General features: G+C 68.8%; 21 protein-coding genes. 9 read left to right on the top strand and 12 right to left on the bottom strand.

Going from position 1 to position 23,290, the window contains the following annotated elements; all coding sequences use genetic code 11:
* Positions 1 to 447: 447 nt before the first annotated feature.
* The gene (gene ilvA / locus MRS60_RS14610; RefSeq protein ID WP_243564902.1) at positions 448 to 1,971 is read left to right on the top strand and encodes a threonine ammonia-lyase, biosynthetic; all 1,524 of its coding nucleotides are present in this window, start codon (positions 448 to 450) and stop codon (positions 1,969 to 1,971) included.
* A 12-nt stretch (positions 1,972 to 1,983) separates the two neighbouring features.
* Complete coding sequence (gene queF, locus MRS60_RS14615) at positions 1,984 to 2,808, top strand: NADPH-dependent 7-cyano-7-deazaguanine reductase QueF (protein WP_034179013.1); 825 nt, start codon at positions 1,984 to 1,986, stop codon at positions 2,806 to 2,808.
* A gap of 99 nt (positions 2,809 to 2,907) precedes the next feature.
* Here the strand turns inward: queF and MRS60_RS14620 are convergent, their stop codons facing one another.
* The 3 genes from MRS60_RS14620 to MRS60_RS14630 all read right to left on the bottom strand — a co-directional run bounded on the left by MRS60_RS14620 (position 2,908) and on the right by MRS60_RS14630 (position 5,848).
* Entirely contained in the window at positions 2,908 to 3,294 is a 387-nt protein-coding gene (locus MRS60_RS14620) for a RidA family protein (protein ID WP_006751946.1), read from the bottom strand.
* A gap of 131 nt (positions 3,295 to 3,425) precedes the next feature.
* On the bottom strand, positions 3,426 to 4,907 hold the full coding sequence (locus MRS60_RS14625) for an N-acyl-D-amino-acid deacylase family protein (RefSeq protein WP_243564903.1): 1,482 nt from the start codon (positions 4,905 to 4,907) through the stop codon (positions 3,426 to 3,428).
* Positions 4,908 to 4,909: 2 nt separating this feature from the next.
* Entirely contained in the window at positions 4,910 to 5,848 is a 939-nt protein-coding gene (locus tag MRS60_RS14630; protein ID WP_243564904.1) for a MurR/RpiR family transcriptional regulator, read from the bottom strand.
* A gap of 119 nt (positions 5,849 to 5,967) precedes the next feature.
* On the opposite strand from MRS60_RS14630, the gene MRS60_RS14635 reads away from it, so the two are divergent.
* Both MRS60_RS14635 and MRS60_RS14640 read left to right on the top strand, forming a co-directional pair.
* Positions 5,968 to 7,248: an amino acid deaminase gene (locus MRS60_RS14635; protein WP_175750286.1), complete on the top strand. Its 1,281-nt coding sequence runs from the start codon at positions 5,968 to 5,970 to the stop codon at positions 7,246 to 7,248.
* Positions 7,249 to 7,415: 167 nt separating this feature from the next.
* Positions 7,416 to 7,997: a DJ-1/PfpI family protein gene (locus MRS60_RS14640; RefSeq protein ID WP_034179017.1), complete on the top strand. Its 582-nt coding sequence runs from the start codon at positions 7,416 to 7,418 to the stop codon at positions 7,995 to 7,997.
* A 112-nt stretch (positions 7,998 to 8,109) separates the two neighbouring features.
* Here MRS60_RS14640 and MRS60_RS14645 read toward each other — a convergent pair whose 3' ends face one another.
* Positions 8,110 to 8,556, bottom strand: a complete 447-nt coding sequence (locus MRS60_RS14645; RefSeq protein WP_034179018.1) for a MarR family winged helix-turn-helix transcriptional regulator — start codon at positions 8,554 to 8,556, stop codon at positions 8,110 to 8,112.
* 34 nt (positions 8,557 to 8,590) lie between these two features.
* Positions 8,591 to 10,186, bottom strand: a complete 1,596-nt coding sequence (locus MRS60_RS14650; protein WP_034179019.1) for an MDR family MFS transporter — start codon at positions 10,184 to 10,186, stop codon at positions 8,591 to 8,593.
* 108 nt (positions 10,187 to 10,294) lie between these two features.
* Between MRS60_RS14650 and MRS60_RS14655 the strand changes: the two genes are divergently transcribed.
* Positions 10,295 to 11,137: an EcsC family protein gene (locus tag MRS60_RS14655; protein WP_034179020.1), complete on the top strand. Its 843-nt coding sequence runs from the start codon at positions 10,295 to 10,297 to the stop codon at positions 11,135 to 11,137.
* Here MRS60_RS14655 and MRS60_RS14660 read toward each other — a convergent pair.
* The 5 genes from MRS60_RS14660 to MRS60_RS14680 all read right to left on the bottom strand — a co-directional run bounded on the left by MRS60_RS14660 (position 11,107) and on the right by MRS60_RS14680 (position 16,536).
* Positions 11,107 to 12,069: an alpha/beta hydrolase gene (locus tag MRS60_RS14660; RefSeq protein ID WP_034179021.1), complete on the bottom strand. Its 963-nt coding sequence runs from the start codon at positions 12,067 to 12,069 to the stop codon at positions 11,107 to 11,109. The genes MRS60_RS14655 and MRS60_RS14660 overlap by 31 nt on opposite strands.
* A gap of 89 nt (positions 12,070 to 12,158) precedes the next feature.
* On the bottom strand, positions 12,159 to 12,593 hold the full coding sequence (locus tag MRS60_RS14665) for a CHRD domain-containing protein (RefSeq protein WP_034179022.1): 435 nt from the start codon (positions 12,591 to 12,593) through the stop codon (positions 12,159 to 12,161).
* 397 nt (positions 12,594 to 12,990) lie between these two features.
* On the bottom strand, positions 12,991 to 13,764 hold the full coding sequence (locus tag MRS60_RS14670) for a class II aldolase/adducin family protein (protein WP_175750287.1): 774 nt from the start codon (positions 13,762 to 13,764) through the stop codon (positions 12,991 to 12,993).
* Positions 13,765 to 13,952: 188 nt separating this feature from the next.
* Positions 13,953 to 15,575: a phospholipase D family protein gene (locus MRS60_RS14675; protein WP_243564905.1), complete on the bottom strand. Its 1,623-nt coding sequence runs from the start codon at positions 15,573 to 15,575 to the stop codon at positions 13,953 to 13,955.
* A gap of 244 nt (positions 15,576 to 15,819) precedes the next feature.
* Entirely contained in the window at positions 15,820 to 16,536 is a 717-nt protein-coding gene (locus MRS60_RS14680; protein ID WP_105391387.1) for a FadR/GntR family transcriptional regulator, read from the bottom strand.
* A gap of 134 nt (positions 16,537 to 16,670) precedes the next feature.
* Here MRS60_RS14680 and MRS60_RS14685 point away from each other — a divergent pair, with 134 nt between their 5' ends.
* From MRS60_RS14685 to MRS60_RS14700, 4 genes are read left to right on the top strand one after another with little or no spacing between them, the layout of a single operon-like run.
* Positions 16,671 to 17,471, top strand: coding sequence for a (Fe-S)-binding protein (locus MRS60_RS14685; RefSeq protein ID WP_217591017.1), 801 nt, complete (start codon positions 16,671 to 16,673; stop codon positions 17,469 to 17,471).
* On the top strand, positions 17,468 to 18,208 hold the full coding sequence (locus tag MRS60_RS14690) for a LutC/YkgG family protein (RefSeq protein WP_243564906.1): 741 nt from the start codon (positions 17,468 to 17,470) through the stop codon (positions 18,206 to 18,208). The genes MRS60_RS14685 and MRS60_RS14690 overlap by 4 nt, the downstream gene beginning before the upstream one ends.
* Positions 18,205 to 19,650, top strand: a complete 1,446-nt coding sequence (locus MRS60_RS14695) for a LutB/LldF family L-lactate oxidation iron-sulfur protein (protein WP_034179028.1) — start codon at positions 18,205 to 18,207, stop codon at positions 19,648 to 19,650. The genes MRS60_RS14690 and MRS60_RS14695 overlap by 4 nt, the downstream gene beginning before the upstream one ends.
* A 57-nt stretch (positions 19,651 to 19,707) precedes the next feature.
* Positions 19,708 to 21,414, top strand: coding sequence for a lactate permease LctP family transporter (locus MRS60_RS14700; protein WP_243564907.1), 1,707 nt, complete (start codon positions 19,708 to 19,710; stop codon positions 21,412 to 21,414).
* A gap of 102 nt (positions 21,415 to 21,516) precedes the next feature.
* Here the strand turns inward: MRS60_RS14700 and MRS60_RS14705 are convergent, their stop codons facing one another.
* Together MRS60_RS14705 and MRS60_RS14710 are read right to left on the bottom strand one after the other, a co-directional pair.
* Positions 21,517 to 22,278, bottom strand: coding sequence for a M48 family metalloprotease (locus MRS60_RS14705; RefSeq protein ID WP_034179029.1), 762 nt, complete (start codon positions 22,276 to 22,278; stop codon positions 21,517 to 21,519).
* Positions 22,279 to 22,475: 197 nt separating this feature from the next.
* Complete coding sequence (locus MRS60_RS14710; protein ID WP_034179030.1) at positions 22,476 to 23,258, bottom strand: glycosyltransferase family 2 protein; 783 nt, start codon at positions 23,256 to 23,258, stop codon at positions 22,476 to 22,478.
* Between the last annotated feature and the right edge of the window lie 32 nt (positions 23,259 to 23,290).

Consider the following 23,290-nt stretch of genomic DNA (forward strand, 5'->3'; position numbering starts at 1 on the left):
CCCCTCCTGGCCGGCGACAGGGCCTGGCGGCACTCGGAACCATCAGCACGATCGCGCGCGGCGCGCATGCCGTTCCGCCGCGGGGCTGGCTGCGCGCGGCGTCGGCTTCAACGGGGCGATCCGAGGGTGCCTCTGCATCTTCCGATCCTTGATTCAAAACGGAATTCTAACCCATGATCGGGCCATGCGTGACACGCCGGACAGGTCGTGGGGCTATCCCCGCCAGCCGCGCCAGGCCTGGTTCGGCGCGGATTCGTGCGATCATTCACCGCCCGTCCGGTCGGTAACCGCGCGGTTAAACCGGTAAAAACGGGACGCCCGGCGTCGCGAATGCGCCGCCCGCGCGGCCCCGCGACCGCTCGCCCGGCATGCCGCTTGCGTGCGGGCGGACCCTTGGCGCTATCATTGATGCTTTACCGTCTGCTTCCGCACTGCACGCGAGCGCCCATGGCATCCCACGATTACCTGAAGAAAATCCTCACCGCGCGCGTCTACGACGTCGCGATCGAGACGGAACTCGAACCCGCCCGCAACCTGTCGGCCCGGCTGCGCAATGCCGTCTACCTGAAGCGCGAGGACAACCAGCCGGTGTTCTCGTTCAAGCTGCGCGGCGCGTACAACAAGATGGCGCACATTCCGGCCGACGCGCTCGCGCGCGGCGTGATTACCGCGTCGGCCGGCAACCACGCGCAGGGCGTCGCGTTCTCGGCGGCCCGGATGGGCGTCAAGGCGGTGATCGTCGTACCCGTCACGACGCCGCAGGTGAAAGTGGACGCGGTGCGCGCGCACGGCGGCCCGGGCGTCGAGGTGATCCAGGCCGGCGAGTCGTACAGCGACGCGTACGCGCATGCGGTCAAGGTGCAGGAAGAGCGCGGCCTCACGTTCGTCCACCCGTTCGACGATCCTTACGTGATCGCCGGCCAGGGCACCATCGCGATGGAGATCCTGCGCCAGCACCAGGGCCCGATCCACGCGATCTTCGTGCCGATCGGCGGCGGCGGCCTCGCGTCCGGCGTTGCCGCATACGTGAAGGCCGTGCGCCCGGAGATCAAGGTGATCGGCGTGCAGGCCAAGGATTCGTGCGCGATGGCGCAGTCGCTGAAGGCCGGTGAGCGCGTCGAGCTGACCGAGGTCGGCCTGTTCGCGGACGGCACCGCTGTGAAGCTCGTCGGCGAGGAAACCTTCCGGCTGTGCCGCGAATACCTGGACGGCGTCGTGACCGTCGACACCGACGCACTGTGCGCGGCGATCAAGGACGTGTTCCAGGATACCCGCAGCGTGCTCGAGCCGTCCGGCGCGCTCGCGGTCGCGGGCGCGAAGCTGTACGCGGAACGCGAGGGGATCGAGAACCAGGCGCTCGTCGCGGTCACGTCCGGCGCGAACATGAACTTCGACCGGATGCGCTTCGTCGCCGAGCGCGCGGAGGTCGGCGAGGCGCGCGAAGCCGTGTTCGCGGTCACGATCCCCGAGGAGCGCGGCAGCTTCAAGCGCTTTTGCTCGCTCGTCGGCGACCGCAACGTCACCGAGTTCAACTACCGGATCGCCGATGCGCAGTCCGCGCACATCTTCGTCGGCGTGCAGATCCGCCGGCGCGGCGAATCGGCGGAGATTGCCGCGAACTTCGAGTCGCACGGCTTCAAGAGCGTCGACCTGACGCACGACGAGCTGTCGAAGGAACATATCCGCTACATGGTCGGCGGCCGCTCGCCGCTCGCGCTCGACGAGCGCCTGTTCCGCTTCGAATTCCCGGAGCGGCCGGGCGCGCTGATGAAGTTCCTGTCGTCGATGGCGCCGGACTGGAACATCAGCCTGTTCCACTACCGCAACCAGGGCGCGGACTACAGCTCGATTCTCGTCGGGCTGCAGGTGCCGCAGGCCGATCGCGCCGAGTTCGAGGGCTTCCTCGCGGCACTCGGCTATCCGTATGTCGAAGAGAGCGCCAACCCGGCTTACCGCCTCTTCCTGTCGTAAAGGCGTCACGCAATGAATCCCGAACACTCCCCGCTCGGCAAGGCCACCGTCTACGCAGCGCAGTACGATGCGTCGCTGCTGTTCCCGATCCCGCGCGCGGGCGCGCGCGAGCAGCTCGGCATCGCGTCGGCGCTGCCGTTCTTCGGCACCGACATCTGGAACGCGTACGAGCTGTCGTGGCTCAACCCGCGCGGCAAGCCGCAGGTCGCGGTCGCGACCTTCTACGTGCCGGCCGAATCGCCGAACATCGTCGAATCGAAGTCGTTCAAGCTGTATCTCGGCTCGTTCGCGCAGTCGAAGTTCGACTCGATCGACGCGGTGCGCGACACGCTGAAGCGCGACGTGTCGGCCGCATGCGGCGCGAGCGTCGCCGTGCAGCTCGTGTCGGCGCACGATTTCGGCAAGCTGGAAATGGACGAGCTCGACGGGCTGTCGCTCGACCGGCTCGACCTCGACACCGACGTGTACGAACCCGATCCGTCGCTGCTGTCGGCCGCCGAGAACGAAGCGCCGGTCGAGGAGACGCTCGTGTCGGACCTGCTGCGCTCGAACTGCCCGGTCACCGGCCAGCCCGACTGGGGCAGCGTGCAGATCCACTACGTCGGGCCGCAGATCGATCATGCGGGCCTGCTGCGCTACATCATCTCGTTCCGCAATCACACGGGCTTTCACGAGCAGTGCGTCGAGCGGATCTTCCTCGACATCCTGCATGCGTGCAAACCGGTGAAGCTCGCGGTGTATGCGCGTTACACACGCCGCGGCGGGCTCGACATCAACCCGTTCCGCACGAACTACAACCAGCCGATGCCGGACAACGCGCGGACTGCGCGGCAGTGACGGCGGCCGGCGAGCGGCAGACGCGAGCCCCAAACAGAACAGCCCGTTCGGCTCGCGCCGGACGGGCTGTTCTCCTGTGCGCGGGGAAGCGCAGCCGCGTTACTTCGCCGGCGCCTTGTACGCGATGCAGTCGACCTCGACCTTGCAGTCGATGACCATGCTCGACTGCACGCATGCGCGCGCCGGCGGATGCTCGCCGAAGTACGACACGAACACCTTGTTGAACGACGCGAAATCGCGCGCATCGTCGAGCCACACGCCGCAGCGCACGACGTGCTCGAGGCCGTAGCCGGCTTCCTTCAGGATCGCGATCACGTTCTCGATCGTCTGCTTCGACTGCGTGACGATCCCGCCTTCGACGACCTCGCCGTTCACCATCGGCGTCTGGCCCGACACGTACAGCCAGCCGTCAGCCTCGACCGCACGTGCGAACGGCATCACCTGGCCGCCGGTACCCTTCGCTTCGCCTACGCCATATCGCTTCATCGTTTCACTCCTTGTTTTGTCGACCCGGGCAGGCGCTTCAGCACCGCCCCGGATCCCGTGCAACGCTCGGTTGCGGATGCGCGCGCCGGCAGCGGCACACGCGAAGATCGGAACAATCGCCGCGTCCGGACTCAGAATGCAGCTTCGGCGCTCGCCGGCACGCGCTCGCCGCGCGCGACGAAACCGCCGGCGCGCTCGCCGGTCGGCTGGCCGTTCTCGTAGGTCAGCACGCCGTTCACCCACACGGCATCGATCCCGTGCGCGGGCTGCTGCGGCTTCTCGAACGTCGCGGCGTCGAGCACGCGCGCCGGATCGAACAGCACGAGGTCCGCGTGATAGCCGACATGCACCTCGCCGCGCCGCGCGATCCCGTAGCGGCGCGCGGACAGCGACGTCATCTTGCGGATCGCCTCCTCGAGCGGCAGCAGGTTCGTGTCGCGCACGTAATGGCCGAGCACGCGCGGGAACGCGCCCCACAGCCGCGGGTGCGGCAGCGGATCGTTCGGCAGGCCGTCCGAGCCGACCATCGTCGCGGGGTGCGACAGGATCCGCCGCACGTCGTCCTCGGACATGTTGTGGTACACGGCGCCCGCCGGGCGGATGCGCTGCGCGGCTTCCTGCTCGGTCACGCCCCAGTCGGCCGCGATCGCCTTCAGCAGCTTGCCCGCGATTTCCGGGTGCGGCTCCGACCACGTGATCGTGATGTCGATGTCGCCCGTCACCTGCTTCAGGTCGAGCGTCGACGAGCTGCGGCTGTACGGATAGCAGTCGCAGCCGACCGGCTGGTAGCGGCGCGCGCCTTCGAGCGACGCGAGCACTTCGGTGCTGCGCCCCCAGTTCGACGGGCCCGCGCATTTCAGGTGCGAGATCACGACCGGCACCTGCGCATGGCGGCCGACGCGATACGCCTCGTCCATCGCGTCGAGGATCGCATCGAACTCGGTGCGCATGTGCGTCGTGTACAGCGCGCCCGCATTCGCGAGCGGCTCGGCGAGCGCCATCACTTCCTCGGTCGGCGCCGCGAACGCGGAGCCGTACGCGAGGCCCGACGACAAGCCGAGCGCGCCGTTCGCGAGCGCCTCCTCGAGCTGCGTGCGCATCGCGGCGATCTCGCCGCCGGTCGCCGCGCGGTCGAGACGGTCCATCTGGTTGTTGCGCAGCGCCGTGTGGCCGACGAGCGCCGCGACGTTCACGGCCGGACGCGCGTCGTTCACGGCCGCGACGTAGTCGGCGAAGGTCGGGTATTGGAACGCGCCGCGCTCGCCGAGCAGGTTCATCGGGTCGGGCGGATCGCCCGAGAGCGTCACCGGCGACGCGCTGATCCCGCAGTTGCCGACGATCACGGTCGTCACGCCCTGCGAGATCTTCGGCAGCATCTGCGGCGCACGGATCACGTGCGTGTCGTCGTGCGTGTGCACGTCGACGAAGCCCGGCGCGAGCGCGCGGCCGTTCGCATCGACGACGGTCTCGGCGAGCCAGTTCGACAGGTTGCCGATCGCCGCGATCACGCCGTTGCGGATCGCGACGTCGCGCGTGACGGGCGGCGCGCCGGTGCCGTCGTACAACTGCGCGCCGACGATCAGCGTATCGGCGGCTTCGGGATGCGAATGCATGGTCAGTCTCCTACCGGTTGACGGTCTCCGCCGCCGCGATGCGCATCGAGCGCATGCTTGATGCGGCGCAGCGATTCTCGGCCCGCATCGCCGAGCCGCAGCGCGACTCCGGTGACGAGCACGTCGATCGCCATCATCATCGCGTAGCGCGACGTCGACGGCTTGTAAATGAAATCGGTTTCGAACGCGACGACCGGGATCAGGTGGTCGGCGAGCTTCGCGAGCGGCGAAGCCGGCGCGGTGATCGCGATCAGCTTCGCACCGTAGCGCTTCGCGAGCCGGCAGCTCTCGAGCAGCTCGGGCACGCGCCCGCTCACCGACAGCGCGACGACGACCGCGTCGCGCGACAGCGTCGCGGACACCATCCGCTGCAGCAGGCCGTCCTGGTAGCTCGCGACCGGCCGGCCGAAGCGCACGAGCCGGAAGCGCAACTCGTCGGCGAGCATGGTCGAGCCGCCGCCCTGCCCGTACACGTAGATCATCTTCGCGCCGGCGAGCAGATCGGCCGCCGCGTCGAACGACGTGTTGCGCAGCAACTGGTGGTTGTGTGCGAGCGCCACGCGGATCTCGTCGTAGACGACCGACGCGGGGCTCGCGTCGGCGGTCGGCGCATCGTCGGACGGCACCAGAAAACGCTGGCCGACGGCCGCCGCCTGCGCGACGAGCACCTTCAGTTCGCGCACGTCGCGGCAGCCGACGGCCTTCGCGAAACGCGTGACCGTCGCGACGCTGACCTCCGCGTCGCGCGCGAGCGCGCCGATACTCGCATGCGCGGCGCGCGCGAGATCGGCGAGGATGAACGTGGCGACCTTGCGCTCGGCATCGCGCAGCTCGGGCGCGCATTCGGCGATCCTCGCGACGATGTCGAGGACCGGCGGGGCGGCCGAAGCCGGATGGGGCTCGGCCGCGAGCGAAGCGGACGGGGTGGCGGGCGTATTCATCTGCGGAAAAGGGTTCGAAGCCTGATGTTACTAAATAACATCACCGCGCCGATGCTACTTTCTGTACCATCGGCATGTCAACTTCAGTGCAATGCATAGTGATGATGGAGCGGGATGACATGAAAGTTACAAACTATCAGGAAGCGACGATCGATCCTTTCGGCAAGGGCCTCGGCAACCTGCCGAGCGCCAGCGTGCCGCTCGGCGACGCGGGCCGCCTCGAGTGGAACCTGCTCGCGGAAGACGTCAGCCTGCCGGCTGCCGTGCTTTACGAGGACCGCATCGAACACAACCTGAACTGGATGCAGGCGTTCGTCCAGCAGTATGGCGTCAAGTTCGCGCCGCACGGCAAGACGACGATGGCGCCGCAACTGTTCCGCCGCCAGCTCGATGCCGGCGCGTGGGGCATCACGCTCGCGACCGCGCACCAGACGCAGGCCGCGTATCACGGCGGCGTGCGGCGCGTGCTGCTCGCGAACCAGCTCGTCGGCCGCCAGAACATGACGATCATCGCCGGGCTGCTGTCCGATCCCGACTTCGAATTCTTCTGTCTCGTCGATTCCGCCGAGAGCGTCGACCAGCTCGGCCGCTTCTTCGGCGACGCGAAAAAAACGCTGAACGTGCTGCTCGAGCTCGGAGTGCCGGGCGGCCGCGCGGGCGTGCGCGACGCCGCGCAGCGCGAGGCCGTGCTCGCCGCGCTCGCGCGCTATCCGGACACGCTGAAGCTGGCCGGCATCGAACTCTACGAAGGCGTGCTGAAGGAGGAAGGCGAGATCCGCGCGTTCCTGCAGGACGCGGTCGCGCTCACGCGCGAGCTGGCCGACGCCGGCCGCTTCGCGCGCACGCCGGCGATCCTGTCCGGCGCCGGTTCGGCGTGGTACGACGTGGTCGCGGAAGAATTCGCGAAGGCGTCCGACGCGGGCTTCGCGGAAGTCGTGCTGCGCCCGGGCTGCTATCTGACGCACGACGTCGGCATCTACAAGAAGGCGCAGACCGACGTGTTCGCGCGCAACCCGATCGCACGCAAGATGGGCGAAGGGCTGCTGCCCGCACTGCAGCTGTGGGCGTACGTGCAGTCGGTGCCGGAGCAGAATCGCGCGATCGTCGCGCTCGGCAAGCGCGACGCGGCGTTCGACGCGGGCCTGCCCGAGCCGGCGCGCCACTTCCGCCCGGGCCGCGACACCGCGCCGCGCGACGTCGCCGCCACCGAAGGCTGGGCCGTGACCGGGATGATGGATCAGCACGCATACCTGCAGATCCCGCCGGGCGCCGACGTGAAGGTCGGCGACATGGTCGCGTTCGACATCTCGCACCCGTGCCTGACGTTCGACAAGTGGCGCCAGGTGCTCGTGCTCGATCCGCAGTTCCGCGTGACGGAAGTGGTCGAAACCTTCTTCTGACGTACATTGCGCGCGCCGCCCCGCCGCTCGCGCGGGGCGGCCGTCACGCGCGCTTCAATCTGCCGGAGTACACTGCGCTTTCGTCCTCGGGGCCCCTCGCGGCCGTTGCGTCGGTCTGCCGCACGCGTCGCGAACGGGCCCTCAACGCTGCTTCACTGGAGAAAGCCATGGCCGCGAAGAAGATCCTGTTCCTGACCGGCGATTTCGCCGAAGACTACGAAACGATGGTGCCGTTCCAGGCGCTGCAGGCCGTCGGCCATCACGTCGACGCAGTCTGCCCGGGCAAGCGCGCGGGCGACAAGATCAAGACCGCGATCCACGATTTCGAGGGCGACCAGACCTACACCGAGAAGCCCGGCCACCAGTTCACGCTGAACGCGGCGTTCGACGACGTCGACGCATCGCGCTACGACGCGCTCGCAATCGCGGGCGGCCGTGCGCCCGAATATCTGCGACTCGACCCGAAGGTGATTTCGCTCGTGCGCGAGTTCGCCGCGGCCGGCAAGCCGATCGCCGCGATCTGCCACGCCGCGCAACTGCTCGCGGCCGCCGACGTAATCCGCGGCAAGCGCATCTCGGCCTACCCGGCCTGCGCGCCCGAGGTGAAGCTCGCGGGCGGCGAATATGCGGACATCCCGGTCGATGCGGCCGTGACCGACGCGCCGTTCGTCACCGCGCCCGCGTGGCCCGCGCATCCGGCATGGCTCGCGCAGTTCCTCGCGCTGCTGGGCACGCGCATCGAGCTGTGAACCTGAAGTGAATTGAGATGAATTGAAGCGCTGGCCGGTGGCAAGATTTCGTGCCCGCCTGCCGGTCGCGATCGTTCGCGGGCGCGGCGTACGCGCCTGCCCGCGCCGCGCTTCAGCGCGCGACCGGCGTCGAACCGACGTCCGCGATCCGCGATTCCAGCATCGCCAGCGCGCCCGACAGCGCATTCAGCACGTCGTCCGGCAACTGCGCCACCGTCTGTTCGAGAAACGCCTTGCGGCGCGGCAGGCACGCGTCGAACGCGGCGCGGCCGTCGTCCGTCAGCGTCACGTTGGTCACGCGGTTGTCGCGTGCGTCGGATTCGCGCTCGATCCAGCCGAGCGCGTCGAGCGACTTCAACTGGCGCGTGAGCGCGCCCGGATCGATGCGCAGCACTTCGACGAGCTTCTTCTGCGACGAATGTCCGCCCATCGTGTGCAACGCGACCATGATGCGCCAGCGCGGCATCGGCTGCCCGACGTGCGCTTCGAACGCGGTCATGAACGCGCGATACGTGCGTCCGAATTGCTGCAAGATCGCGACGCGGTCCTGTTCTTCCATGCGCTGATTTCGTTTCCGGTGAATCGTTGAATCGTTAATCGGCCGCGACGTGCGGCTCGATCTTGCGCCGCAGCGCGATCGGCGGCACGCGGCGGCACTGCCACACCGACACCACGGCGACGACGGCCGCCATCGCGACGCCCAGGTGAATCGCGCCGACGAGCGATTCGCGGGCCGCTTCCAGCAGCAGCGCGCCATTATGCCCGGCGCGCGTCAGCTCCGCGACCAGACCGCCCTGCGCCGCCCGGTCGATCAGGATCTGCGGATCGGCGAGCTGCGCATGCCACTGCGTCGCATGGTCGGCCGCGAGTGCATTGCGCACGCCGCCCGAATACATCTGGTTGACGAGCGTGCCCGTCAGCGCGGTGCCGATCATCCCGCCGACCATCCGCAGCGACTGCAGCAGCGCCGTCGCGATGCCGAGATGCTCGCGGCCGGCCGCCTGCTGCGCGAACACGGTGAGGTTCGGCAGCACGAAGCCGAGCCCGATGCCGCCCGCGACCATCAGCGCCATCAGCATCCAGGTCGGCGTCGTGTGGGTCGACACGACGATGCCCGCGCATGCGATCGCGAACAGCACGAAGCCGACGTGCAGCATCGCGTTCGGATTGCGGATGCGCGTGACGACGCGGCCGTTCATGATGCTGCCGATCGTGATGAACACGACGAGCGGCGTGATCACGAGCCCGGCCTCCTTCGGCGACATCCCGAAGCCGCCCTGGAACAGCAGCGGCGCGTAGAACAGCAGCGAGAACATCGAGAAGCCGGCGAGGATCGCGAGCACGAACAGCGCCGACAGCGCGCGGTTGCCGAACATGTCGAACGGCAGAATCGGCTGCGCGCAGCGCTTCTCCCAGTGCCACAGGCCGATGCCGGCCGCGACCGCGACGACGAGCAGCAGCGACGCCCAGCTCGCGACGCCGTACTTCGGCAGCCATTCGACGAACAGTTGCAGCGCGCCGAGCGACAGCGCGATCAGCAGCGCGCCCGGCCAGTCGAGCCGCATCTTGCGATCGTGCTCGACGTGGCGCAGGTGCGGCAGGTAGCGCCATACGAACAGCAGCGACAGCAGGCCGACCGGCAGGTTCACGTAGAACACCGAGCGCCAGCCGAACGACTGGGTCAGCACGCCGCCGAGCGACGGGCCGACCGCGTTCGCGATGCCGAAGGCCGAGCTCATCAGCACCTGCCAGCGCAGCCGCACGACCGAATCGGGGAACAGGTCGGGAATGCACGCGAACGCAGTGCCGACCAGCATCCCGCCGCCGATCCCCTGCAGGCCGCGCGCGAGCACGAGGGTCAGCATGTCGTTGGCCATCCCGCACAGCACGGACGCGACGGTGAACACGACGATCGACACGATCACGAACGGCTTGCGGCCGTAGTAGTCGCCGAGGCGGCCGAAGATCGGCACGGTAATCACGGAGCTGAGCAGGTACGAAGTCGCGACCCACGCGTACAGGTCGAAGCCCCTCAACTCGGCGACGATGGTCGGCAGCGCGGTGCCGACCACGGTCTGGTCGAGCGCGACGAGCATGGTGACGAACGAGATCCCGATCATCGCCAGCAGCGATTCGCGGAACGGCAGGACTTGCCCGCTCGAATGGTGGGCGGCAGTATGGACGGCCATTTTTTGTTGATGCAACTTTTGACGAGTCAAACGATCTCAAAATTCTATCATGTCGGAGTAATCTAGGCCGGCGGCGGTCAAACCGCTCCCCGGCCGCCAAGGAGAAAGATGGAACCGATTTCAATCACGCCCGCGACGACGCTGTCTCCGGAGGACCGGGACGCGCTGCGGCGCGCGAAGCAGGTGCTGGAAAGCCCGTCGCTGACGATGAAGCTGACGGGCGTGCTCGGCGCGCCGGTCGAGAAGATGATCGCGCGGCTGCCTGATTTCGCGACCGGCAAGATCAACGATGCGACGCAGCTCGCGCTGCGCAAGTGCCTGAACATCGCGCTGCGCACGCTCGGCAAGCCGCAGACGCCGGACGCCGAGCCCGAGAAACCCAGCAACCTGCTGCACAAGCTCGCGGTCGCGACGACCGGCGCGGCGGGCGGTGCGTTCGGCTTTCTCGCGCTGCCGGTCGAGCTGCCGGTGACGACCACGCTGATCTTCCGCTCGGTATGCGACATCGCGCGCAGCGAGGGCGAGGATCTCGCGTCGGTGGACACACAGTTGCAATGCCTGGCCGTGCTCGGCATGGGCGGCAACCCGGACAAGCAGGAAGAGGACGCCGATCTCGGCTATTTCGTGCTGCGCGGCGCGCTCGCGCAGGCGATCTCGAAGGCGTCGTCCGACATCACGACGAAAGGCATCGCCGCGCACAGCTCGGCGGCGGTGTTCAAGCTGGTACAGACGGTGGCATCGCGGTTCTCGGTGCAGGTGACCGAGCAGATGGCCGCGAAGTCGATCCCGGCGATCGGCGCCGTGCTCGGCGCGACCGTCAACACGCTGTTCATCGACCACTTCCAGCAGATGGCGCACGGCCACTTCACCGTGCGCCGGCTCGAGCGCAAGTACGGCCCGGCGGCCGTCCAGGCCGCCTATCAGGCGATCGACGCCTCGCCGACGCGCTGAACCGCGCGTTCGACCGCGACGCGGCGCAGGAACGCGGCCGCGCGGTCGAGCGCATCGCGCGCTTCCGGCACCATCGGCGCGTAAAGCTGCCACACGTGCGGCATGTCCGGCCACACCTCGATCTCGACCGGCACGCCGGCCGCCTTCGCCTTCTCCGCGACACGGCGCGAATCGTCCAGCAGCACCTCGGTGCTGCCGACCTGGATATACAGCGGCGGCAGGCCCGCGAAATCCGCATAGAGCGGCGATGCGTACGGATTCGTCGCCGGTTCGTCGCCGAGGTACAGCTTCGCGGCCTTCGGCAGCGCGGCGCCGGCGAACATCGGATCGGCGCCGTCGTTGGTGCGCATCGTATCGCCCGTGCCGGCCAGGTCGGTCCACGGCGAGAACAGGATCGCGCCGGCCGGCAACGGCTCGCCGCGGTCGCGCAGCGCGACGAGCGTCGCGAGCGCGAGGCCGCCGCCGGCCGAATCGCCGCCGAGCACGATCGACTCGGGCGGCGTGCCGAGCGCCAGCAGTTGCCGGTACGCGGCCAGCGCATCGTCGAGCGCGGCCGGGAAGCGGTTTTCGGGCGCGAGCCGGTAGTCGAGCGAGAACGAGCGCACGCCCGCGCGCTTCGTCAGGCCGAACACGAGCGGCCGGTGAGTCTTCGTCGAACAGAAGTAATAGCCGCCGCCGTGGAAGTACAGCAGCGTGCGGCCGGGCGCGCGAGCCACGCCCGCGTCGGTGCGTTCGAGCCATTCGCCGCGCAGCGGCGCGTCGCTCGCGCCGTAGCACTGGCGCAGCCGGTAGCCCGACGGCGCGCGGCGCGGCACGACCATCCGCAGGTCGGTAAAGCGCCGTGCGCGGGCGGGATCGAGCACCTCGCGCGTGGTCTCGGGACGGAACTGCCAGCGCAGCAGCCAGCAGGCGAACTTGCTTTGCCAACTCATCGGACGCACTCCGTAATCACAGTGTGACGATGGTACGTGCGATCGTTCCCGCGCCGCTCGAACGGAGCCTCTATATCAAACGCCGGCGCTCAGTTCGCCGGCATCAGCTGGCCGCGGATCTCGCCGGACGGATGCTCCTTCGTATGGACGTTGAAATACCACTTGCCGCCCATCAGGTCGATGACCTGCGCGTCGGTCAGCACCTTCGAGCCCTTGATCGGGCTCGCGAGCTCGTCCTTCGGAATCGGCACCTGCACGCCGGCGTTCTGGCCGACCGGCGCGGGCCCGTGGAAGTGTGCAGCCGTCGCCGGGCCGGTGAGGTGTTCGTAAGTCACCATCCATTGCAGCGTGCGGCTGGCCGTGTCGTAAGTGGCGTCGACGGCGCCCGAACCCTTGGTCGCCGTCGGCGGCACTTCGCTCGACGGCTGGAGACTGGCGGACAGGCGCACCGTTTCGGCAGCGGCGCTGCCGGCGGCCAGCACGCCCGCGAGTAACGCGACCTGGAGCAAACGCAGCTTGAGCATGGACTCTCCTTGCACGACGTTGTACGCCGCCCGAACGGGAGCGCTACACATGATGGTAGTCGATCGCCGCCGATCCGGGAGCCCTCCGAACGGCCATGCCGCGAATCGCCGCAGCCCATCGGCGCGCCGCGCACGGCAGGCCCTCTCGCGCGACGCATCGTGTCAGTTTGCGTCAACCTGGAAGAGACCTTTGCAGCCTGACGCCTGAATCCGCGCCCAGCCTTTCGCTACACTTCGTCTCACAGTTGCTTGTTTCCTTCGTCCGAAGGAGTCTGCGAGTATTCACGCGGCCACCCGGCCGCGTTTTTTTTTGCGTATGTGGCCGGATCCGGTTCGCGCCGTCTCGAGCATGACGAAGCGAGTCCGCCACCGCTCGCGGCACAACAGCACTTCGCTGTCACGCGCGATAGCCGGGATCGATGCGATCGACGATGCGCTGCAGCGCGTCGAACGCGTCCTGCCCCGCGCCATGCTTCGGGTCGAAATTCAGCGAATCCCGCACGCACGCTTCGAGCACCGGCGGCGCGATCGGCAGCGCGCCGCCGATCGCGTGCGTGGCAACCTGCACCTCGCACGCACGGTTGAGCAGCCACATCAGCGAGAACGTCTGCGCGAGCGTCGCGCCGATCGTCACCGGTCCGTGGTTGCGCAGCAGCAGCACGGGCCGCCCGCCCGCGCTCTCGACGATGCGCCGCCCCTCCTCCAGATGCACGGTGATGCCCTCGAAGTCGTGATACGCGATCTTCCCGTACAACTGCGCCGAATAGAAGTTCGAGAACGACAGCCCGTCGCGCGAACAGCACACGGCCATCGCGGGCGTCGTGTGCACGTGCATCACGCAGTGCGCGTCGGGCAGCGCCGCATGGATCGCGCTGTGGAACGTGAAGCCGGCCGGATTGATCGGCCAGTCGGAATGGCCGATCACATTGCCGTCGATGTCGATCTTCACGAGGTTCGACGCGCACACCTCGCGGTAATGGAGCCCGAACGGGTTGATCAGGAAATGCCCGTCCTCGCCCGGCACACGCAGCGAGATATGGTTGTAGATCAGCTCGGTCCAGCCGAGATGATCGAAGATGCGGTAGGCCGCCGCGAGCTGCACGCGCGCCTGCCATTCGGCTTCGGAGAAGCGGGCGGGACGCGTGAACGGCTGGTTCGTGACACGTTGCATGGGGGGAACTCCGGTTGCAGGTGTGAGCGGTGCGCGTGGCACGGGCCGTCCGGCGGCATCGTCACGCTGCAACGATCGTTGCGCACACAACCATATCACCTTTCCCCGCGCACCGGTAACGCGGGTTTAGCCGGGGCGCTTCCGTCCTCTTGGGGCCCGTTCACGCCAATGACAGGCCTGCGCTGGCCCTAAAGCTGGTCGTCGACCGGCAGCAGCGTGAAGATGCCGGTCATCAGGTTTCGCAGCAGCCCCGCGTGCGGATCGACGTGATAGGTGGTCGGCCGGCCGTCGTCCGCGCCCGTCCACTCGAGTTCGGGCGCGCCGCCGCCCGCCGGCGTCGCGAGGCTCACGCGATAGCTTTCGTCCGGCTGCGCCACGCGCGCGAAGATGGTCGCGACCTGCTGCGCGAGCACCGGACTGTGGATCACGAGTGCGAGCTCGGTATTCAGGTGCGCGGAACGCGGATCGAGGTTCATCGAGCCGATCACGAGGATCTTCCGGTCGATCACGTACGCCTTCGCGTGCAGGCTCGCGCGCGAGCGCGACCCGAACAGGCGCGGGCGCTGCCGGCCGGGCTGCGCCTTGAACTCGTACAGCTCGACGCCGTGCCGCAGCAGCGGCACGCGGTACGGCCCGTAGCCGGCCTGCACGGCCACCGCGTCGGTCGCGGCGAGCGAATTCGTCAGGATCGCGACGCGCACGCCGCGCGCGGTCGTGTCGCCGAGAATCCTCACGCCCGCGTCGTGCGGCACGAAATACGGCGAGAACGCGAGGAATTCCTGCTGCGCGCCGCGCGTCAGCTCGACGAGGCGCCGCATCGGCGGGCTCACGTACGCGTCGTCCGGCTGCGCGATCTTGTCGGGCGCGTCGGCCTTGAACTCGGCCGGCGCCCACACGAGCGCGAGCTCGTTGCGCGCGATCTGCTGCGCGAGCGGTGTCGCGTTCAGCGGCTTCGCGTTGTACGGATCGGCGTTCTGGCGCCAGTGGTTGCGCAGCTCGTCGCGCATCGCGTCGAGATCCTTCGGATCGAACGACTGATGATTCAGCACGCGCAGCGGATAGCTGCTCGCGCTCGCCCAGTAGGTGTCGAAGCTCGCCGAGATGTCGTTCGTCACGGGGCCGGCGGCGAGCACGTCGAGATCGCGGAACTGCAGCGTCGGGCTCGCGCTGAAGTATTCGTCGCCGAGATTGCGGCCGCCGACGATCGCGATCCGGTTGTCCGCGATCATCGCCTTGTTGTGCATCCGGCGCGTGAAGCTGTCGATACTCGTGAAGAAATTGGTCGTGCGCTCGACCATGCCCTGCGACGCGCCGAACGGGTTGAACACGCGGATCTCGATGTTCGAGTGCGTGTTCAGCGCGGCCATGATGCGGTCGATGTCGCGGAAGTTCAGGTCGTCGACCAGCATCCGCACACGCACGCCGCGATCGGCCGTGTACAGCGCCGCGGCAAGCAGCAGCTTGCCGGTCGTGTCCTCGGTCGCGATGTAGTACTGCATGTCGAGCGTCTTCGTCGCGGCGCGCGCGAGCGCGATGCGCATCTGCAGCGCCTCGGCGCCGTCCGCCAGCAGCCGGAAACCCGACTGGCCCGGATGCGCGGCCTCGGGCGCGGCCAGCGCGTCGCGCAGCGGCGTCGCGGCATCGGACGGCAATGCATGGGAAACCGGGCGATCGAGCGTGGTGGCGGGCGGATGCGTCGCGCACGCGGCGACGAGCGACAGCAGCACGCAGACGGCCAGCGCACGGGCCGGGCCGCATGCGGCGCGCCACGACAGCGCGGCCGGCGCGCGCCGGATGAAAGACGTGAGCACGGAAGCTTCCTCGACTGGCGGAACAACGGTCCGCATTCGCCGCGGCGCGCGGCTGGCGGGCGGTTCAGCCGATTCTAGTGGGCGCCCGATGAACCGGTCAATCGCGCGGGTGGCGCAGGCGGCGCCCCGTTGCGGCAGCGGGCGGCGTGGGCGGCGGGCGAACGCCCGCGTATCTGGCGTCGAGGTCCGATCGCCCCGGATTCGCCCGCCGGGCGGCCCGCGCACCGAAACGGTCCGACCAATCTCATGCGCCGTCGCCGCTGCGCTCGAAATGGCTGCGCACGTAATCGATATGCGTCTGCATCGCGGTGCGCGCCTCTTCGGGCCGATGCGCGCAAATCGCGTCGCATACGACGCGGTGCTGCAGCAACAGCAGCTCGGACGCCTGCTCGTCGTCCGTCGTCATGCCCGCCACGTTGATCGAGATGTGCTCGCGCAGCATCCCGATCACGCTCGTATGCAGGTGCAGGAACATCGTGTTGTGCGATGCGCGTGCGATCGCCTCGTGCAGCTGCGCGTCGGTCGCGGCTTCGACGACCGCGTCGTCGTTCGCATGCGCGGTCTCGAGTTCGCGCAGCAGCGTGCGGATCCTGCGCCGGTCGTTCGCATCGGCCCGCAGCGCGGCGAAATACGCGGTCGCGCCTTCGAGCACGCGGCGGAATTCGAGGATGTCGTCGCGCAGCGCCGGATGATCGGCAACCAGCTGGCCCCACGGCGACGCGATGCCCGCGCGCAACTGGTCGGTCACGTAGACGCCCGCGCCGCGCCGGCTCTGCAGCAGCCCGCGCGCGACGAGCCGCTGGGTCGCCTCGCGCACCGTGTTGCGCGCGACGCCGTACTGCTGCGCGAGCACGCGCTCGGCCGGCAGGCGCGCGCCGGCCGGCCAGGTGCCGTCGAGCAGCGCCGTCTCGATCTTGCGCATCACCACTTCGGTCCGGCCCCGTGCCGTCATCGCTGCCATCGTCGCGTCTCCCCTCGGAATGCCCGTCGCGCCGATTGGCCCAACCAATTTGAGCTGCGGCGCCGTCGCGGGAATTATGCAGCGAAAACGTCGTCCCGCATCCGCATGCCGGGCCGTCGCCACTGGAGCGAGACATGAACGAAAGGCAGTACCCCGCCGCCGCCCCCGCGCACGTCTATCTGTTCGCGACCTGCCTGGTCGACCTGTTCGTCCCCGAAGCGGGACTCGACGCGGTCCGCCTGCTGGAGCGCGAAGGCCTGACCGTCCACTATCCGCGCGGCCAGAGCTGCTGCGGGCAGCCGGCCTACAGCAGCGGCAATCCCGACGAAGCGCGCCGCGTCGCGGCCGCGCAGCTCGACCTGTTCGCCGAACCGTGGCCGGTGATCGTGCCGTCGGGCTCGTGCGCGGGCATGATCCGGCACCATTGGCCGGCGCTGTTCGCCGACGATCCCGTCCACGGCCCGAAGGTGCGGGCAATCGCGGAGCGGACCTACGAACTCGCAGAATTCCTCGTCCATGTGCTCGACGTGCAACTCGACGCGGCCGCGGCAAGCGCCGGGCCCGACGAGCGCGTCGTGCTGCACACGTCGTGCGCGGCGCGCCGCGAGATGGGCACGCGCGTGCACGGCGTCGCGCTCGTCGACGCGCTGCCGGGCGTGACGCGGATCGAACACGAACGCGAATCCGAATGCTGCGGCTTCGGCGGCACGTTCTCGCTGAAGCATCCCGACATCTCCGGCGCGATGGTGCGCGACAAGGTCGCGTCGGCCTGCGCGACCGGCTGCGACCGGCTCGTGTCCGCGGACTGCGGCTGCCTGCTGAACATCGGCCACGCTGCGACCAAGGCCGGCGCGCGGCTGCCCGTCGAGCATCTCGCGAGCTTCCTGTGGCGGCGCACGTCCGGCGCCGCATCGCTGCGCGGAGACAAGCAATGAGCGCGCGCGCCGCGATTCTCGCGCGCCTGCGCGGCGCCGCCCCGGGCGTCGCCGCGACGGCCGCCCCCGCGCTCGATGCGCGCATCGATACGCATTACGACACGCGCCGCGCGCCAGCCGCGCGCGATCCGCACACGCTCGCTCAGGCGCTGCAGGCCGCGCTCGCCGCCTCGCACGCGGAAGCCTGGTGCGCGACCGACGACGAATGGCCCGCGCAGCTTGCCGCGCGTCTCGCCGACGCCGGCGTGCGTCGCCTGCTGCTCGACCCGGCCCGCGCCGAATCGGCGGCGCTCGCCCGCGCGCTGCCCGATGAGATCGCGCCCGTGCCGTTCGACCGGCCGATCGACGCATGGAAGACCGAACTGTTCGACACGATCGACGCGGGCTTCACCGTCGCCCGCTCGGGCATTGCCGCAACCGGCACCGTCGTGCTCGCCCCCGATGCCGGCACGCCGCGCACGGTGTCGCTGGTGCCGCCGCTGCATGTCGCGCTCGTTCACGCGAACACGCTGCATGCGGACCTGCACGCAGCCGTGCACGCGGAGCGCTGGCACGCCGGCATGCCGACCAACCTCGTGCTGGTGTCGGGGCCGTCGAAGACGTCCGACATCCAGCAGACGCTCGCTTATGGCGCGCATGGCCCGCGCCGCCTGTGGGTCGTGATCGTCACCGATCCGGCTGCCGATGCCGCGACCGCCCGGCCGGCCGCCACCGCTTGCGAGGACCAACCGCGATGAGCGACCACACGCTGCAATTCGTCGCCCCCGGCGACTTCAAGGCCCGCGCGCGCGCCGCGCTCGACGATCCCGCGCTGCGCCGGAGTTTTCGCGGTGCGATGGACTTCCTGCAGGGCAAGCGCACGACGCAATTCCCCGACGACACCGAGCTGCAGCAGTTGCGCGATCTCGGCGAAGCCGTGCGCCGGCACGCGCTCGCGCAGTTGCCGGCGCTGCTCGAACGGCTGGAGGCGAAGCTCGTCGAAGCCGGCGTGCACGTGCACTGGGCCGAGACGGCCGCCGACGCGAACGCGATCGTGCTCGGCATCGCGCAGGCGAAGAAGGCGCGCCGCGTAATCAAGGGCAAATCGATGGCGAGCGAGGAAATCGAGCTGAACCATTACCTCGCGGATCACGGCGTCGACTGCATCGAGTCCGACATGGGCGAGTTCATCGTGCAGCTCGCGGGCGAGAAGCCATCGCATATCGTGATGCCGGCGATCCACAAGACGCGCGGCGACATCGCCGAACTGTTCGAGAAACACATCCCCGGCACGCGCTACACGGAAGACGTCGACGAGCTGATCCAGACCGGCCGGCGCGCGCTGCGCCGCGCGTTCGCCGACGCGGACATCGGCCTGTCGGGCGTGAACTTCGCGGCGGCCGACACGGGCACGCTGTGGCTCGTCGAGAACGAAGGCAACGGCCGCCTGTCGACGACGGTGCCCGACACGCACATCGCGATCATGGGGATCGAGAAGGTCGTCGAGAAGCTCGAGCACATCGTGCCGCTGTCGAGCCTGCTCACGCGCTCGGCTACCGGCCAGGCGATCACGACCTACTTCAACCTGATCTCGGGCCCGCGCCGCGACGGCGAACGCGACGGCCCGCGCGAACTGCATCTCGTGCTGCTCGACAACGGCCGCACGCAGGCCTATGCGGACGAACAGCTGCGCGCGACGCTGCAGTGCATCCGCTGCGGCGCATGCATGAACCACTGCCCCGTCTATACGCGCATCGGCGGCCACGCGTACGGGACGACCTACCCGGGGCCGATCGGCAAGATCATCTCGCCGCACCTGCTCGGCCTCGACGCGACGGCCGACCTGCCGACCGCGTCGACGCTGTGCGGCGCATGCGGCGAGGTATGTCCGGTCCGGATCCCGATCCCGGAACTGCTCGTGCGGCTGCGCACCGAGGCGAACCGCAAGCCCGACGAACCCGTCGCGCATCCGCTGCGCGGCCAGGGCGCGAACTACAACCGCGCGGAAGACCTCGTGTGGCGCTTCTGGTCGGGCGCATTCGCGCATCCGCGCGCGTATCGCGCGTTCCGCTGGACCGCGACGCGCCTGCGCGCGCTGACGCCCGCGAAACAGATGGGCTGGACGCAGCACCGCACGCCGCTCGAACCGGCACCGCGCAGCCTGTCCGACCTGCTGCGCGCACGCGGCCAGCCCGAATAAGACACCGCTTTCCCGACCGTACCCATAGAGATACAGACACAGATGGAGGAGACAACCATGCAGGTTTGGCATCAGATCTACACCCCGCTCGGCAGCCTCGGGCTGTCGGCGTTCGTCGCCGCGATCCCGATCATCTTCTTTTTCGTCGCGCTGGCCGCGCTGCGGATGAAGGGCCACGTCGCGGCCGCGATCACGCTGCTGCTGTCGCTCGGCGTCGCGATCCTCGCGTACGGGATGCCCGTGCCGCAGGCGCTCGCGGCGGCCGGCTTCGGCTTCGCGTACGGCCTGTGGCCGATCGCGTGGATCATCGTCGCGGCCGTGTTCCTGTACAAGATCGTCGTGAAGACCGGCCAGTTCGACGTCATCCGCGCATCCGTGCTGTCGATCACCGACGACCAGCGCCTGCAGATGCTGCTGATCGGCTTCTCGTTCGGCGCGTTCCTGGAAGGCGCGGCCGGCTTCGGCGCGCCCGTCGCGATCACGGCCGCGCTGCTCGTCGGCCTCGGCTTCAAGCCGCTGCACGCGGCCGGGCTGTGCCTGATCGCGAACACCGCGCCGGTCGCGTTCGGCGCGATGGGCATCCCGATCATCGTCGCCGGACAGGTGACGGGCATCGACCCGTTCCACATCGGCGCGATGGCCGGCCGCCAGTTGCCGCTGCTGTCGCTCGCGGTGCCGTTCTGGCTCGTGTTCATGATGGACGGACTGCGCGGCGTGCGGCAGACCTGGCCGGCCGCGCTCGTCGCGGGCGGCAGCTTCGCGGTCACGCAATACTTCACGTCGAACCACATCGGGCCCGAGCTGCCGGACATCACGTCGTCGCTCGTCAGCCTCGTCGCGCTCGCGGCGTTCCTGAAGGTATGGCAGCCGCGCACCGCGCAGCAGCCGGCCGGCGGCATCGTCGCGACCGGCGGCGGCGCTGCGCTGGCCGGTTTCGGCGCGGGCGGCAACGGCTTCGGCACGGGCACGAGCCGGCAGGCGTCGCCGTACACGCTCGCGCAAACCGTGCGCGCGTGGTCGCCGTTCCTGATCCTGACGGCCGTCGTCACCGTGTGGAGCATCGCGCCGTTCAAGGCGCTGTTCGCCGCGCACGGCGCGCTCGCGTCGACCGTGCTGAAGTTCCATGTGGCGGGGCTCGACCAGCTCGTCGTGAAGACCGCGCCGATCGCCGCGACGCCGAAGGCGCTCGACGCCGTGCTGAAGATCGATCTGGTGTCGGCGGTGGGCAGCGCGATCCTCGTGACCGCGCTGATCTCGATGGCGCTGTTGCGGATGAAGCCGCGCGACGCACTCGTCACGTTCGGCGAGACGCTGAAGGAGCTGACGCGCCCGATCCTGTCGATCGGCCTCGTGCTCGCGTTCGCGTTCGTCGCGAACTACTCGGGGATGTCGTCGACGCTCGCGCTGATGCTGGCCGCGACCGGCGCCGCGTTCCCGTTCTTCTCGCCGTTCCTCGGCTGGCTCGGCGTGTTCCTGACCGGCTCGGACACGTCGTCGAACGCCCTGTTCTGCTCGCTGCAGCAGACCACGGCCCATCAGCTCGGCGTGCCCGAGACGCTCGCGGTGGCCGCGAACACGACGGGCGGCGTGACCGCGAAGATGATCTCGCCGCAGTCGATCGCGGTCGCATGCGCGGCGACGGGCCTCGTCGGCAACGAGTCGGCGCTGTTCCGCTTCACGGTGCGGCACAGCCTGCTGTTCGCGGTGATCGTCGGCTTGATCACGCTGGTGCAGGCGTACGTGCTGCCGGGGATGGTGCCGTAAGCGGCACGCGCCCCCGCAAAAACAAAACCCCACGCCCGGAAGAGCGTGGGGTTTTCTTTCTGCCTGCCGATCGCCGGCGTCGGCCGGCGAGCGGCTGCGCGATCAGCTGCCCTTCGCGATGCGATCCTCGATGTGCTGCGCACGGCTCGTCGACGACGGGTGCGAGCTCATCATCGAGCTCTGGCCGCCATCGAGCTTCGCCAGCTTCTGGAATGCGGTGACGAGGCCCTTCTGGCTCATGCCCTTCTGCTTCATCAGGTCGAACGAGTAGTCGTCCGCCGCGCTTTCCTGCGTCTGCGAGAACTGCGCGTTGATGAACTTCTCGGTGATGTCGCCGAGCTGCGAGCTCGTCAGCGCTGCCACGCCCGGCGATGCCGCACCGGCCGCGCTGCGCGCCGCGCTCACCGCGTACGCCGTCTGCATCGCCTTCTTCGAGTGACCCAGTGCAACGTGGCCCATTTCATGGCCGATCACGCCGCGCAGTTCGTCGTCGTTCATCATGTCCATCAGGCCGCTGTACACGCGCACGCAGCCGTTGCCCATCGCCCACGCGTTGACGTCCTTGGTCACGTACACCTTGTAGTTGACCTTCTGGCCGTTCAGCGTCATGTCGCCGAAGCCCTTCATCACCTTCGTCAGGCGCTTCGAATACGCGCTGTTCGCCGGCGCGATCTTCGATTCGGCGTCGCTGGACTTGCACGAGTCGTTCGACAGCGCGGCGATGTCCGAATCCGACAGCGTCGCTGCCTTGAACAGGTTCGTCCCCGCCGACGTCAGGCTGTTCGCGTCGAGGCTCTGTACCCCGCCACACGCGCTCAACAGAAACGCCACGCCACACGCTGCCACCGCTTTCTTGAGTTGCATCCCGGATCCCTCGATAGTTGTATTTGGGAGCGGCGATTTTGCATAATCCGGCAGAAAATTACCAGATGTTTACATCCGATGACACCTTAATTACTCACAGGATTGATGCGAAGCGGCGATTTTCGGCGAAATTGACAATCAAAACCGAAGCAATCGCCGCGAGCGAGCGACGATCGAGAGGAAAACGGGCGCGCCGCTCAGGCCGCCTGGTCGCGGCGGCGCGTCAGCCGCCGCGCGACCAGCATCGGCAGCCGCACCGCGAAGCCGGCGAAAAGCCGCAGGTGCATCCATACAAGCAGCGCGTTGTCGCGGCCGTAGTGGAAATGCGACACGCCGCCCTCGTGCCGGCCGAAGTAGCGCACCGGCGCGTCGATGCGGATCGGACGCACGCCGGCCCAGCACAGCCGCACGGCCGCTTCGGGATCGAAGTCGAAGCCGCGCATCCACGGCTGGCGCCGCATGATCGCGGCGAGCGGCGCGACCGGATACACGCGAAAGCCGTACAGCGAATCGCCGATCCCGGCCCACAGCGTCTCGAGGTCGGCCCAGGCGTTCGACAGCCGGCGCCCCTGCACGCGCAGCTGCGGCGCGCTCGCGTCGAACTTCGGCACACCGAGCACCATCGCATCGGGCGCGGCCTGCGACGCGGCCATGAAAGCGGGAATCAGGTCGGCCGGATGCTGGCCGTCGGAATCCATCGTCAGCACGTGCGTGAAGCCGCTCGCGGCAGCCGCGTCGAGCCCCGCGAGCACTGCCGCGCCCTTGCCGCGGTTCTCCGGCAGCACGATCACGCGCAACCCGGGATCGTGCTCGGCCATCGCCTGCAGCCGCTCGGCGCTGCCGTCGGTGCTGCCGTCGACGACGACCCACACCGGATTCCACTGCGCGCGGGCATTGCGCACGGTCGTGTCGACCTTGGCGCCGGGGTTGTAGCTCGGAATCAGGACGAGGTGGGTGGACGAGGCGTGCAGCTTGGACATGGGAACGGCCGATTGCGAAGACAGGGATCCTG

It is taken from the genome of Burkholderia pyrrocinia (assembly GCF_022809715.1).
GTDB classification, from domain to species: domain Bacteria; phylum Pseudomonadota; class Gammaproteobacteria; order Burkholderiales; family Burkholderiaceae; genus Burkholderia; species Burkholderia pyrrocinia_C.